The following is a 14,071-nucleotide window of genomic DNA, read 5'->3' as shown; positions in this document are numbered from 1 at the left end:
GCTAAGCACTTTGCGCCAACGGCACGCAAGTGCGAGCGGCCGCGGCCGTGCTGACCGCGTCCGCCACCCGGGTCAGGACACCTGCGTTCCCGACTGATCCCAGAACTGTTTGCGCAGTTCGCGTTTGAGGATCTTGCCGGCGCCCGAGAGTGGCAGCTCGGTGGCGATGGTGATACTGCGCGGGATCTTGTAGTTGGCGATCAGTGCCTTACAGTGCGCAGTGACCTGCTCCTCGGACACCGTGTGCCCGGGATGCGGGACGATCACCGCGTGCACGCGTTCGCCCCACCGAGGGTCGGGAATTCCGATGACCGCGCAGGAGGCGACGGCCGGGTGCTTGGCCAGCGCGTTTTCCACCTCGACCGAGTACACGTTCTCGCCGCCGGTGATGATCATGTCCTTGATCCGGTCGACGATGTAGACGTAGCCGTGCTCGTCCATCCGGCCGCCGTCGCCGGTGTGCATCCAGCCGCCTCGGATCGCGTCGGCGGTTTCGCCGGGACGGTTCCAATAGCCCGCCATCACCCCGTCACCGCGCGCCACCACCTCGCCGATGGCGCCACGTGGAACTTCGAGGCCCTCCGGGTCCACGATGCGCACCTCCACGTGCGCGGCCGCGCGGCCGGCCGCTCGCAGCAAGTCGCTTCTATCGTGGTCCGCGACGGTCAGCAGCGTTGCGACCGGCGATAATTCGGTCATGCCGTAGGCCTGTGCGAACCCGGCCGTGGGGAAGGCGGCCCGCGCGCGCTGCAGCACCGCTTCGGAGATCGGCGACGCGCCGTACAGGATGTGGCGCACACTGCTGAGATCGACCTCGGCGGTGGCGGGATCGTCCACCAGCATCTGAATCATGGTCGGCACCAGCAGCAGGTCGGTGATACCGTGCGCCGCGACAGCCTCCCGTACGCCGGCCGGAGTGAACGCCGCAATGGTGACATGAGTGGCGCCTACGAGATTTCCCATCGACCACATCGCGAAATCCGCCAGATGAAACATCGGCGCCGCATGCAGCACCCGACCGCCCCTGGTCACCACCTCGTCGGTGATCAAAGTTCCGGTCGCGGAGGCGATCACGTTGCGGTGGCTGAGCATGACGCCCTTGGGGTGTCCGGTGGTGCCGCCGGTATAGAAGACGCCGAACAACTCGTCACCGCCGGTCCGGGTGTCCTCGATCGGGTCGGCCCGCGCGATCAGTGACTCGTAGTCGAGCATGTCCTCCGGTCGAGCGCCGTCGCCGAGGAAGATCACCTGCGACAGTCCGGGGCAAGCCCGGCGAATCGCCGGAACTGTCGCGGCGAAAGTGTCGTCCACCAACAGGATCCGGGTACCCGAATCGGTCAGCGAGTAGGAGATCTCGTCCGAGCTCCAGCGAATGTTGACCGGATTGACCACCGCCCCCAGCCACGCGACGGCGAAGAAGTACTCGTGGTACCGGTCCGAATTCAACGCCAGGATGGCGACACGGTCGCCCTTGCCGACCCCCAGCTCGCGCAGCGCTCCGGCGAGCCGCGCGATCCGGTCCACCGACTCGGCGACGGTGCGCACACGCTCCCCGTGGATGGTCGCGATCGCCCCGGGGTCCTGCTGGAGGGCGCGGTGCAGGGACTGGGTCAGATACATCGTTGTTCTCTCCAGGCATGTGAAACTAGTGCAGATTCACTTGCGGAGTGTAGGAGTGGCGCGCGCCACTCCGCAATACCACCCGTACCCGTGATTCGAGGAGACAGCCCATGCCCTCCGCCTCCTCTGCCGCGCCAGGCCACGACGGCTGCTCATGGCCGGTTCGGCTTCGGGGTGCGGGTGCCGCGGCGTATGCCCTGCCTGAAAACAGGCCGGCGAATCACCAGTTCTGTGAGTGGGCGACTATTCAAGACTGTCGCGGCCGATTGGCTCCCGGCTGAGCAGTGCGACCGTTTCGTAGTGGGCGCTCAACAGTGCGGGTTCAGGCGCTGCGGCGGAACGGACAGAGCGCAGTGGGATTCGGGATTCGCCGGTATCACACCGCGCGCGACAACACCGCCACCAGAAAGTCGGACTCATCGGTGAATGGGCGTAGATCCCACGTCGACAGCCGCAAATCCACCGTGAGTCCGGCGTTCTCGGCGTCTGTCAGGAACTGCGAGAATTCGTAACCGCGATCGGCACCGAACCCCACAACCACCCGACCGGCTGGGGCGAGATTGCGGGCGAACCCGGCCAGCACCGTCTCCCTGGTAGACGGCGCCAGGAATGTCATCACGTTCCCCGCGCACACGATGACATCGAAATCGGCGGCGATCCCACGGCCCGGCAAGTCGAGTTCGGCGAGATCACCGACTATCCAGGTCGGGCCGGGATAGTCCTGTTCCGCCGCAGCGATCAACACCGGATCGACGTCGACGCCGACCACGACATGACCAGCTCGGTGCAGGTAGCCACCCACACGCCCCGGACCGCACCCCGCATCCAGGACTCGGCTGCCGCGGTCGAGCATCGCGTCGACCAGCCGAGCCTCCCCGACGATATCGGTGCCTTCGGCCGCCAATGCCCGGAACCGCTCCACGTACCACGTCGAATGCGCAGGGTCGGCGGCAGTGAGCTCCTCCCACCGGCTCGGGGTACGTCCGCTCATCTGTTCTCCTCACTCGGGCCCGACACTGGTCCACTGTGCCACCCCCTGCGGATCGCGAGCGCACGGCCTGGTCGCGCCCGCCCCCGGTGCGGCCGTCCAGTGACACCGGATCTCAGCCGGACAGCGACACCCGAATTCGCCCACCCACACCTCACCGATCAGCCGGATTCTCGAGCAGAGCACGCCACGGCCGCCCGCTCCGCGGGATGCTCGACCCGTGGCGGGCACGGCCGCATACCGGCCGAATCGACCGACCAGTCGTGCCAAGCCAGCGACCTTGCGTGCCTACCAGCCTTTCCCGGAGTGCCGCGCCCAGCCGGATACGCGAAACTCGTTGACACCGGCGGAACTTCGCGCCCGCCGGAATTGATCCGGCACTATGTCGCACGCTGCGCGCGGCACCGCGCAGGGAATGCACCCCCGCGTCACCGGCGGCAGAATTCAGACTCCCGCCACCGATGTCGCCGTAGGACCTCCGGTGCCCAGCAGTTGCGCCGGCAGCGCATGCAGTGCCAGGGCAGCGCGGCCCGGACGCCGTCTCCGCAGCGTCCGGGCCGTGGCGCCATGGGTACCCACTGTGAGGGCACCGCGATCGGCGGCCGCCGCGATTCGAATGTCCAAAAGTTGATCAGATGCACTGTGCCCCAAGGTGACACAGTGGGTTGAGAGACGTCACGATGTCTTCGCATTCGCGAAGACGCGCTCCGCCCAATCTGCGTGCGCGAGCAGGTCGCCGTCGCGCCCGGACGGCAGCGACAGCAGTAGCCCGCCCGCCGAAGTACCGACAGGTAGCGTAATTCCGCAGGCGCCCAGGTAGCTGAGGACCATCGTTGTGCGCAGGGTCGTGATATTCGCGCGGTCGTAGTCGGCCGGGTCGCGGAGATCGGCCAGACGCGGCGGTGGGTGGCGCACGGTGGGGCACAGTAGTGTCGCACCATCGAGTTCGGCGGCGAACTCCTCGCGCAAGTCGCTCATTCGGGCATACACGGGGCCGATGAAATCGGCCGTGTGCGAGTTGGTTTCGAGCCTTCGCCGAGTGGCGGGCTCGATCGGCAGGCTGGAGTCGAGACGGTGGCGATGCAGGCGGTACGCCTCGGCGCCCACGATGGTGCCGACTCCGTCCATCAAGTCCTGTGCGGCACTCAGCGATGCCATGTCCCGCGCGCGGATATCGGCTCCGGCGCATCGAATTTCGGCGAGAGCGGCTTCGAAGTCGGCGGCGATCCCGGGCGTGACGTCCGCTGTCCACTCACCGCCCGGCACGACGAACCGCCGGGGCGGGGCGGGCTGATCGCGTCGAGTGGGCGCGAAAATCCGGTCGAGAGCGATGATGTCGTTCATGGCGGTGGCGAAGACGCCGACGCTGTCGAGGGTGACGGACAGCGGCGCGAAGTCGTTCGCACCGTAGCGTCCCGGACTGGCGCGATACCCGATGATTCCGCAGTAGGCGGCAGGCACTCGGACCGAGCCCGAGGTGTCGGTGCCGACCGCCAGCGGGACGATGCCGCGCGCGACCGCCACCGCGGATCCGGATGAGGATCCGCCCGGGACTCGTTGCGGGTCCGCGGGATTGGCGGGAGTGCCGAAGTGGAGGTTGACCCCGAGGCCGGAGAAAGCGAACTCACTGAGGTTGGTCTTGCCGATGGTGACCAATCCGCTGTCGCGGGCACGCCGGACGAGACGGCTGTCCACGGCGGCGGGTTCGTCGTACAGGTGGCTGGCCGAACCGCTGGTCGTGACCGTGCCCTGGATATCGAACACGTCCTTCCACGCGATCGGGACTCCGTCGAGCGGGCCACGCTGGGCGTCGCGCAGACGGCGGCGATCGGCGGCCTCGGCCTGGTTTCCGGCGCGCTCGGCGGTCACGGTGATCAGTACCGCGGTCGAATCCGGTTGCCGCGCCCGGTCGATGGCGGCGGCGGCCAGCTGGGCCGAGGTCGTCTCGCCTGCCGCGAGCGCCTGAGCCATGTCGGTGGCGGTGGTCATGGACTGGACGCTACCGAGCAATGTTCCCCCTGCGGTATGGATGAAAATCCATTATCCGCCACAGACGCTGTACGATCATCCATTACGAGAGCAGCCTGCCGTTCGGTTGACTCACACCCATGACAGTGTTGAGCTATCCGGAGGCGGTCACCGTGCCGGCCGGGCAGGCCCGAGCGGTGACCCTGCGCGCCGGGCAGAGCCTGCGGATCACCGACGTCGATGGCGGCCAGGTGGGTGACGTGTTCGCCTACAACGCCGATGACCTCACCGAGCACCACAGCGCCTCGCATACGCGCACTCACACCGCACGATTGTTTCCCACGCTCGGCGAATCGTTCGTGACAAACCGGCGTCGGCCCATCCTCACGTATGTGGCCGATACCTCACCGGGAGTGCATGACATGCTGATCGCCGCCTGCGATCCGGAACGCTATGCGGCGTACGGAGATCCGGAACACGCCAACTGCGCCGACAATCTGCGCCGAATCATCGCCGAGCTGGGATACGGTGCGCCGCCATTCATTCCGCAACCGATCAACGTGTTCATGCGCATTCCGGTGGCGGCGGACGAGAGTCTGACCTGGCTCGAGGCCATTACCGCGCCCGGAGACAGCATCACCTTGCGCGCCGAAATGGACTGTCTGGTGGTCGTTTCGGCCTGTCCACAAGACCACAACCCGATCAATGGGTCCCGGCCGACGCCACTGGCTCTGACCATCCTTTCCCCTATCAGTGAGGAGACCCCCCGATGACCACCACCGAACTCGCCCACCCCGCACTCGAGCCATTCGGGCTGGATACTCTGCAACTGCGCAACCGATTCGCCGTGGCACCGATGACCCGGGTCTCGGCCACCCCCGACGGCACGCCCACCGAGCAGATGGCCGCGTATTACCGCGAATACGCGATGGGCGGATTCGGCCTGATCATCACCGAGGGCATCTATCCCGACGCCGTCCACAGCCAGGGTTACTTCAACCAGCCCGGTCTGGTCACCGAACAGCACGTCGCGGGCTGGCGCGCGGTGGTCGACGCCGTGCACGCGTCCGGCACTCCGATCGTCGCGCAGCTGATGCACGCCGGAGCCCTTTCGCAGGGCAATGCAAAGGGATTCGAGACCATCGGACCGTCCGCAATTCAGCCGCGGGGGCAGATGATGGTCGATTATGGCGGTGTCGGTGGAGCATGGAACGCACCCCGGGAGATGACCGCGCACGATATCGACGATGTCATTGCCGGTTTCGTCGCCGCGGCCGAGAACGCCCGTGTGGCCGGTTTCGACGGAGTCGAGATCCACGGGGCGAACGGCTATCTGCTCGATCAATTCCTGACCGACTACACCAATCAGCGCACCGATGAATACGGCGGGCCGGTGGAGAATCGCGTTCGGCTCACCGCGCGGGTGCTGCACGCGATTCGAGACTCCCTCGGCGACTTCCCCGTCGGTGTGCGGCTGTCGCAGACCAAGGTCAACGACTTCACCTATCGCTGGCCGGGTGGCGAAGCCGACGCGCGGACCATCTTCGCGGCCTTGACCGACGCGACCTACCTGCACATCGCCAGCGAGGGCCGGGATTTCCTCGAAACCGCGAAACTCCCGAGCGGCGCGACGATCACCGAACTGGCCCGCGAGGTGTCCGGCCGCCCCGTCATCGCCAATGGCGGTATGCACGATCTTGGCCAGGCCGCCGGTGTGCTGACCGGCGGGCACGCCGACGTCTTGTCGCTGGGCACCGGCGCACTGGCCAATCCGGACCTGCCGCGCCGTGTCGAGACCGGAGCCGCACTCTCCGCGTTCGATCATGAGATGCTGCACCCCATGGCCACCTTGGACTGCGCCGCGGCCTGGCGCGAGCGCGCCGGCAAATGAGCGAACGGACCTGGAGTCGCGGCGCGGCCGCCGTGGCGACGCTGACCTTCGACGTGGATGCGGAGACGCCTATCCTCGCGGAGGGCCGGCATTACGCAGATCAGCCCATGGTGATGTCACACCAGACGTATGGACCGGATGTGGGGGTACCGCGCATTCTCGATCTTCTCGACGAGATGAGGGTCCCCGCAACGTTCTTCGTGCCCGGCTGGGTCGCCGAGCAGCGCCCGGGTCTGGCCGCGTCGATCATCGAACGCGGCCATGAGGTCGGGCATCACTCCTACAGCCACCGGCCACCCACCTCGCTGCCCGCCGGTGCCGAGCGCGCAGATTTCGAACGCGCTCTGAAGGTCTTCACGGCACAGGGCATCGAGATCGCCGGACATCGCGCCGCCATGTGGAGCGCCAGTCACGAAACCCTGTCCCTGATAGCGGAATACGGCCTGGCCTACGACTCTTCACTGATGGGTGATGACCGGCCGTACCACGTGGATACTCCGCACGGGCCGGTCGTGGAGCTGCCCGTGCACTGGTCGTTGGACGACTGGGAGCAGTACGCCTACCTGCCCGCCCCGCGCATCGGCTCGGTCATCGAGTCCCCGGTCAAGGTCGAGCAGATGTGGCGGGCCGAACTCGATGGCATGCGTCACTACGGCTGTCTGTTCAACGTGTGCATGCATCCGTTCCTGACCGGTCGCCCGGGCCGAATGCTGGCCCTGCGCAACCTGATCATCTATGCCCAGGACCGCGCGGACGTCACCTTCGCCCGCTGCCGCGATGTGGCGGCCTGGGCGCGGGAGGACACCCACATTCCGACCCGCCCCCTGCCGACCTACGACCTGGACGAGGCCGTCTACCCGCGGTGACACCTGCGCGAAGTCGGTGCCGTGTGCCGATCATGCCCTCCGGTCAGTGGGCTGACGTGCCCGTGGCGGGGCCGGAGGGTTCGGCTACCAGGGCCAGGTACAGGTCGATGGTGTCCTCGAGGCGGTTGACATTGCGACCGGTCAGCTCGGTGATGCGGGCCATGCGGTTGCGCAGGGTGTTGACGTGGACGTGCAAGGCGGTGGCCGTGACCGCCCATTGGCCGTCGTGGGCGAGGAAGGTGCGCAGGGTGTGTTCGAGGTCGGTGTGGGCGCGGGCGTCATGGTCCCGGATGGCGCCCAGCACCTGCTCCGAAAATCGTTGCCGTACTTGATTATCGAGTAAACCGAGCAGCATGCGGAAGGTCGCGATATCGGCGAAGGCAGCGATGTCGGGGGCAGGCTGCGCCCGCAGGATCTGGCACACCTCGCGGGCGCGGACCAGCGATTCCCGGAGTACACCGGCCGTGGCGATATCGCCTATGCCGATCACGACCCTTCCGGTGGGAACACGCCTGCCGACCTCCGCGGCCAGGTCGCGGGCGAAGCGCGCCAACTCCTCGGCCGAGCGCTCCCACAGGCAGATGGACACCACATCCCGGCTGCCCGCCGCGGTGAATACAGGTATGCCGTGGGTCGCGAAGAACGCGCCGACTGCGTGAGTGATATCGCCGGGCAGGGTATCGGGGTCGGAGGCTGCGACCGGTGCGGACACCAGCACGCCCAGCGGCCGGTCCGGCGGCACGCCGTAGGCGCGCAGGCGGCGAATCACCTCACCGCTGCTTCGCGGCCCGGACAGGATCATCTCCAACAGCTCTGCGGCGAACCGCGCCTCGATGGCGTGCACGGCTTGCTGTTTGGTGACCTCGAGGCTCAAGAAGCGCGCGGCCTGCGCGAGCGCCTCCCGATCGGCCGCGGCGAGAGTCTCGGCCGGCTCCAGGCAGTAGAGCCCGGCGTCGACCTCCCCCATCGCGCCCTCCACGAGATACAGCACCGCCGGCCCGCGTCCGAGCAGATCGACCTCGATCGGCGGCGGGGTGCGATTGAGCGCGGCCGCGGCCAGCCGCACCTGCTCATCAGTCGGCTCACAGCCGATACTGGCCAGGCGGCGACCTTTGCGGTCCACCACGAGCAACGGCAATTCGGTTTCACCGCGCAGGATTTCGAGTACCCCCGCCGCGCCGCTGCCTCGCGAGAGAGCGGTGGCGAGGGCGTCACCACGATGGACGGTGGCGGTGAGCTCCGCCTGTAGCACCTCGTTCTGGATCCGGGCGGCGGCGCGGGTGAGCGCGGCGAACGGCACCCCGACACACAGCTCGATCAGCGGTAGACGGTGGGAAAGGCACAGCGCGGCAAGCCCTTCGGGCAGCGTGGGGGTTTGTGCCGTGAGGCCGAACACCAGCCCGGCCGCACCCGCCCGCGCAACCGCCGCCACGAACCGGTCCGGGGAGACGTGGGACAGCCACAGCCCGTTGGTCAGCACCAGTTCACCGGACCGGACGTAGGGCGACGGGTCGGCGAGCTCCGTGGTATGCAGCCAGTGAATCTCCTCCCCCAGGGGTTCGGTGAGTTCCGACGTCACCACCCGTAATCCGAGGGCGGGATCCGCGACTAGTCGGCTAATGGTCAACATCTGGTGGAATGTACACGGGCTAAGGGTGATTGGTGGATGAACATCCATCCCCCTCATGGCTGCGACGGTGCTGTTATGAAGTACCTCACTATGAAGGAATGCAGCTATGTCCTCACCGCAACCCCCTGGCACCACTGAGATCACCTCCCCCGTCGATCCTGGCGTCCGTTTCGACCAGCACGGCGTCCTGCCCATCCCCGACCAGGAACGCGACTGCTCCCCCTGGGAACTCTTCTGGATCTGGTGCGGCGCGAATATCGCCCCCATCAACTGGGTGCTCGGCGCGCTCGGCATCACCCTCGGGCTCAGCCTGTTCGACACCCTGATCGTCGTCGTGGTCGGAAATCTGTTCGGGTGCGCGATATTCGGCCTGTTCAATGTCATCGGCCACCGCACCGCCGTGAATCAGATGGTGCTGGGACGCTCGGCCTTCGGCATCACCGGCGCCGCTCTGCCCGCCATCGTGCAGGGCCTGCTGACCATGGCCTGGGTCGGCGTGAACAGCTGGGTGGTGCTCGACCTGGTGCTGGCCGTGCTCGAACAGGTAGGCATCCGAGGTGGTCTGGCGCTGAAGATCGCTGTCGCGGCGGTGATCATGGCTGTGCAGCTCGTCCTCGCCCTGTACGGCTTCTACGCCATCCGCTCCTTCGAGAAGTACACGGTGCCGCTCACGGTCGCGGTCATGGTGGTGATGACATTGGTGGCGCTCGCCCGAACCCATTTGGACTGGTCATCCGCCAAAGCCGACAGCCCCGCCGAGAAGCTCACGGCCATCACACAGCTGATCACCGCCATCGGCGTGGGCTGGGGCTTGACGTGGATTCCCTACGCCGCCGACTACAGCCGCTTCGCCCGTCCGAAGCTGCCCGCCCGAACTGTCTTTTGGGCTTCGGCCTCCGGAATGTACGTTCCGACAGTCTGGCTCGCCGCGCTCGGCGCCTGTCTCGCGAGCGCCGGCGGCAGCGCCGACCCGTCCACCCTGGTGGTCGGCACTTTCGGAGCCCTGGCGATCCCGGTACTCCTGCTGATCATGCACGGCCCGGTCGCCACGAACATCCTCAACCTCTATTCATGCTCCTTGGCAGCCCTGACCATCGGCATCCGCATCGACCGCTGGAAGATCACCCTCTTCGCCGGCGCGATCGCCTCCATAGTTCTCGCCGTCTTCATCAACTCATCCAGCTTCGCCCACGCCTTCGACAACTGGATGGTCTCCATCCTCATGTGGATCAGTCCCTGGATGTCCATCCTGCTCGTGGACTATTTCCTGATCCGCCGCCGCACCCTGTCGATCCCCGACCTCTACCGTGACGCGAGCTCCTCCGCCTACGGCAAGCTCAATATCCCGGGCCTGGCAAGCCTCGTGGCCGGCTTGATCGCCAGCTGGGTTTGGCAATACGGTCTGGTCCCCAGTATGCAAGGCCCCCTGGCCAATTCCCTGGGCAATACCGACTTCTCCTGGCTGTCGGGCAGCGTCGTCGCCGGTGGGCTCTACGCCTTGCTCGCCACCCGCCGACAGCGATTCACGGCTGTCTTGCGCCGGGCGCGCAAGTGAGCGTGAACGTGCTCGTCCCGGTGAGCATCGCCTGTATTGGTCGAAACCACCGCAGCGGACCTGACCTCGACACCCGGCGTCGGAGCTGTCGTCGTCGCCTCCGTCGTGATCGCTTGGTCGGATCCAGGGCGTTTGCGGTCCGAGGCCGCTTTCGCCCCCCACGGAGCCGGAAACGCTACATCACCTGGGAATTCGTCAAAATGCTCCTTCCTCCGTCGGCCGCATGACGTTCTGCCCGTTGGTCTTCCGACTCCCCGCGCTGACCGCTTTGGCCAGCGCGGTATGCGCCATGAGCGCGCGGTGTGCGCACACGTAGCACTTACAGTGCCAAGGACGCGGAGAGGAGAGCTTGTGTTCGACGACGTCATCGGCCTGAGCCCGGAGGATGCCGTACGGTGGACCGCTCTCGTCGAGCAGTGCCGCCCCATCCTCGCAAACGACGGGATGCAAGCGGTCCAAACCTTCCTGGTCGAGCGTGGCACAAGCACGATCCGTGCAATCGCGATCACCTGGGCGCTACTGGGGAGGCCGGGCACACCGCTGCGAGCCGCCATTGATGCCGTGACCGAGAGTGAAGCGCGGCCGCAAAATCGGGCGCGCTAGTGCCGCGTCCAAGAAGTTTGATGTTGAAACCCTGGCTCGGGGTGGCGGGTTGATCATCGGCGTGCGACCGGTGGAGGTGGTGCCGGTGGCTCGGAAGCCGAAATTGTTGGTCAGAGCGGTGATGCCCGAGGAGGGTCGCAAGCTCGCTCAAATCGCGCGGCGCAGCAGGCAGCCGGTCCGGATGCGGCGGGCAGTGGTGGTCATGGCGTCGGCGCAGCATCAGCCGGTCGGGTTCATCGCGAAGCTGATGCAGGTGTCGGAGTCGTATGTGCGGCAAGTGATCCACGACTTCAACAAGAAGGGATTCGACGCTCTGGACTCAAAATGGAGGGGGCAGGCCGGCGAAGACCGATCAAGCGATGCGTGATCGGATCTGCCAAATCGCCCGGTGCTGCCGCACTAGTCAGGGCGAATAGCGCGGGTAGCGGCATGTGCGTGCGTGGTTTTCGAATGAGAGGCGATGTCGTCTATTTCCGCGACGGTGTGAGCGCGAGCCTGCCGAACACCTCGCCTGTTTCCATTTTCTGGTGGGCCAAAACCGCCTGTTTCAAGGGAAGTGTTTCGTGCACAACGGCTTTCAGCTCGCCACGACTGGCGGCAGTGAAGAGTTCGGCGGTCGCGGCGCGTCGGTCGGGTGCGGGCACGGTGTCGGCGCTGAAGGTGGCGAACGACATCGACTTCCGGAACGCCGCGACCATCTCCATGCCGAAGTCCGCCGGTGGCGGACCAGCCATCACGCCGACGGCCACCATGCGACCGTTCGGCTCGAGCCTGGCGAAGAAGGAAGGCAGGTCCGCACCGGCGACGATGTCGAGGATGACGTCGTAGCCCCCCGGAGCATCCGGTGCACCCCGGCCGAGCCGATCCAGCACATGCGTGGCGCCCAGCTCTCGCAGGCGATCGCCACGCTCGGTCGAGGAGGTCGTGACCGCCACCGCACCGGCACCGCCACGGGCCGCGATCTGGACCGCCATGACCCCGATGCCGCCGGCCGCGCCGCGCACCAGCACCGACTCACCGCGAGTGAAGTGGGCGTGACGCAGGGCGAAGTGGGCCACCGTCGCCGAGCCGCCCAGCGTCACCGCGGCGACGGCCGACAGGCCGGCCGGGATGGGGACGAGCGTCTCAGCCGGTGCGAGGGCCTGTTCGGCATAGCCGCCGCTCTCACCGGTGAGCGCCCACACGCGCCGGCCGACCCAGGTGGTGTCGACGCCCTCGCCAACCTCGGTCACGGTGCCCGCGACCTCGCTACCGAGGATGCGACCGGGCGCGGCGCCGTACGCGGCCAGCGCACCGCTTCGGATCAGGGCGTCGACACCGCCGACGCCGATCGCCTCGGTTGTGATCAACACCTGTCCGGCGGCCGGATGCGGGTCGGGGAGGTCGGCGACCGCGAGCACCTCGGGACCTCCGAATGCCTGGACCATCACTGCTTTCACCGGTTTCTCCATCTTCTTTTCGATCGGAACCAACGAGCGGACCGTAACGGACGCTCCCGTCCGTTTAGCTAAAGTGAGAGCGGTGACTGCTCATTTGCCTCACACACTGCGTTCGGACGCGCGTGACAATCGCGAACGCATCCTCGAAGCGGCTCGCACCATATTTGTCCGCGCTGGCCTGGACGTGCCGATACGAGAGATCGCCCGACGTGCCGAGGTCGGGCCCGCGACCCTCTACCGTCATTTCCCGACCAAGGAGATGCTGGTCGCGGAGGCGTTCACCGATCAGATGCTGGCCTGCCGGTCCCTCGTGGACGAGGGGCTCGCCGACCCCGATCCCTGGCACGGGTTCTGCCTCACGATCGAGAAGCTCTGCGAACTGCAGGCACGCGACCACGGCTTTACCGCGGCCTTCATGTCCACCTACCCCCACGCGCTGGATTTCGCCGCGATCCGCACATCCTCGCTGACCGCCGCCGCCGAACTGATCCGCCGTGCCAAGGCCACCGGGCACCTACGCCCCGACATAACGCTCGACGACCTCATCCTCATGATCATGGCCAACAACGGCATTCACGCGACCACGCCGGCAACACGCCTCGCGGCCTCCCGACGCTTCGCCGCACTCATGATCCGAGCGTTCCAGACCTCCTCCGAGTCCGCGCCACTGCCGCCGCTACCACGATTGATGCCCGCAGTGTTGGCATCCCGACACAAATCCAACCGGCCGAACACTCGGTGACCGTGGGATAACCATCCTGTCATCGGCTGGTAAGAGACCGGTGTCAGGATCAGATCCCGGCCAGGATCTGATCCAGGTGCCCGGTGGGATGCTCCCAATATTCGGCTGCCCACCGCCTGTGTCGGCTTATCGGACACCATGCTGTCGTGTCCGGACCCCGTCGGGGTTCCCACGTTCCACACGTGCGGGATACGACCGGGGTGGGTGCCTCCTCTATCCCGGGGACGGCGGTGCTCATCCGGTCGGGTGCCGTCCCCGACCGGCGCCCGCCGCCTTTCAACGGCCGGTCCCTATCCCCTGCCAACTGCTGTCCATCGACAAGGTCCGCTTTAGCAGACATCAACTAAGGTTCACGCGATTCACCCGTCCGGTCTACCCCCGGCCCGTGGCCCCCGGATGGCACGGGAGCCCTTCGGTGTTTCCCTGAGCTTCGCACCCTGCCGTTACCAGCAACGCACGTCAGAGCGGGGCCGGGCCTCGAGCACCAGCCCGAAACTCACACAGCCGAAACCAAACTCGGCCCCCTATCTGCGTTCACTCGCATCGTGCGACATCGTGTCGCAACGGCAGTAGCGGACGTTCCGCCGGCCTCGGATCCGCACGGCCAGTTGATCTTCCAATGCCCGGCGCTGGCCGGTTCGGCCAGCGCGGCATGCGGCAATGCAGGGCACTTCTTCGGCGCCGAGACCGCCAGGGACAGTTGATCTTCCAGCCATCGGCCGCGAGTTCCGAACCGCTCGAACCCGCAGCCACGAGCGTGTGATCAGGT

At 66.7% G+C, this 14,071-nt stretch carries 12 protein-coding genes; 7 read left to right on the top strand and 5 right to left on the bottom strand.

Going from position 1 to position 14,071, the window contains the following annotated elements:
* Positions 1-72: 72 nt before the first annotated feature.
* The 3 genes from GLP40_RS11475 to GLP40_RS11465 all read right to left on the bottom strand — a co-directional run bounded on the left by GLP40_RS11475 (position 73) and on the right by GLP40_RS11465 (position 4,597).
* Positions 73-1,620, bottom strand: a complete 1,548-nt coding sequence (locus tag GLP40_RS11475; RefSeq protein WP_154787880.1) for a long-chain-fatty-acid--CoA ligase — start codon at positions 1,618-1,620, stop codon at positions 73-75.
* Positions 1,621-1,996: 376 nt separating this feature from the next.
* A complete protein-coding gene (locus GLP40_RS11470) occupies positions 1,997-2,611 on the bottom strand; it encodes a class I SAM-dependent methyltransferase (protein ID WP_154787879.1) in 615 nt (204 codons plus the stop codon).
* A 672-nt stretch (positions 2,612-3,283) separates the two neighbouring features.
* Entirely contained in the window at positions 3,284-4,597 is a 1,314-nt protein-coding gene (locus GLP40_RS11465; RefSeq protein ID WP_154787878.1) for an amidase family protein, read from the bottom strand.
* A gap of 119 nt (positions 4,598-4,716) precedes the next feature.
* On the opposite strand from GLP40_RS11465, the gene GLP40_RS11460 reads away from it, so the two are divergent.
* The 3 genes from GLP40_RS11460 to GLP40_RS11450 are packed head-to-tail and all read left to right on the top strand — an operon-like array spanning position 4,717 to position 7,333.
* The gene (locus tag GLP40_RS11460; RefSeq protein ID WP_154787877.1) at positions 4,717-5,349 is read left to right on the top strand and encodes a DUF1989 domain-containing protein; all 633 of its coding nucleotides are present in this window, start codon (positions 4,717-4,719) and stop codon (positions 5,347-5,349) included.
* On the top strand, positions 5,346-6,467 hold the full coding sequence (locus tag GLP40_RS11455; protein WP_154787876.1) for an oxidoreductase: 1,122 nt from the start codon (positions 5,346-5,348) through the stop codon (positions 6,465-6,467). Before GLP40_RS11460 ends, GLP40_RS11455 begins: the two co-directional genes overlap by 4 nt.
* Positions 6,464-7,333, top strand: coding sequence for a polysaccharide deacetylase family protein (locus GLP40_RS11450; RefSeq protein WP_154787875.1), 870 nt, complete (start codon positions 6,464-6,466; stop codon positions 7,331-7,333). Before GLP40_RS11455 ends, GLP40_RS11450 begins: the two co-directional genes overlap by 4 nt.
* A 43-nt stretch (positions 7,334-7,376) precedes the next feature.
* On the opposite strand, the gene GLP40_RS11445 is transcribed toward GLP40_RS11450, so the two are convergent.
* Complete coding sequence (locus GLP40_RS11445) at positions 7,377-8,963, bottom strand: helix-turn-helix domain-containing protein (protein ID WP_154787874.1); 1,587 nt, start codon at positions 8,961-8,963, stop codon at positions 7,377-7,379.
* A 106-nt stretch (positions 8,964-9,069) separates the two neighbouring features.
* Between GLP40_RS11445 and GLP40_RS11440 the strand changes: the two genes are divergently transcribed.
* From GLP40_RS11440 to GLP40_RS11430, 3 genes are all read left to right on the top strand, one after another.
* Positions 9,070-10,518 carry a cytosine permease gene (locus GLP40_RS11440; protein WP_154787873.1) on the top strand — a complete coding sequence of 483 codons (1,449 nt, stop codon included), beginning with the start codon at positions 9,070-9,072 and terminating at the stop codon, positions 10,516-10,518.
* Between the two features lie 351 nt (positions 10,519-10,869).
* Complete coding sequence (locus GLP40_RS11435; RefSeq protein WP_230329480.1) at positions 10,870-11,121, top strand: hypothetical protein; 252 nt, start codon at positions 10,870-10,872, stop codon at positions 11,119-11,121.
* Positions 11,122-11,170: 49 nt separating this feature from the next.
* Positions 11,171-11,488: a helix-turn-helix domain-containing protein gene (locus GLP40_RS11430; RefSeq protein WP_230329479.1), complete on the top strand. Its 318-nt coding sequence runs from the start codon at positions 11,171-11,173 to the stop codon at positions 11,486-11,488.
* Positions 11,489-11,588: 100 nt separating this feature from the next.
* Here the strand turns inward: GLP40_RS11430 and GLP40_RS11425 are convergent, their stop codons facing one another.
* Positions 11,589-12,560, bottom strand: a complete 972-nt coding sequence (locus tag GLP40_RS11425) for a zinc-dependent alcohol dehydrogenase family protein (protein ID WP_328290016.1) — start codon at positions 12,558-12,560, stop codon at positions 11,589-11,591.
* Positions 12,561-12,642: 82 nt separating this feature from the next.
* On the opposite strand from GLP40_RS11425, the gene GLP40_RS11420 reads away from it, so the two are divergent.
* The gene (locus GLP40_RS11420) at positions 12,643-13,302 is read left to right on the top strand and encodes a TetR/AcrR family transcriptional regulator (protein ID WP_328290015.1); all 660 of its coding nucleotides are present in this window, start codon (positions 12,643-12,645) and stop codon (positions 13,300-13,302) included.
* Positions 13,303-14,071 lie beyond the last annotated feature (769 nt).

The organism is Nocardia aurantiaca, assembly GCF_009708175.1.
Lineage (GTDB): Bacteria > Actinomycetota > Actinomycetes > Mycobacteriales > Mycobacteriaceae > Nocardia > Nocardia aurantiaca.
This window is presented reverse-complemented; position numbering and strand designations above follow the sequence as displayed.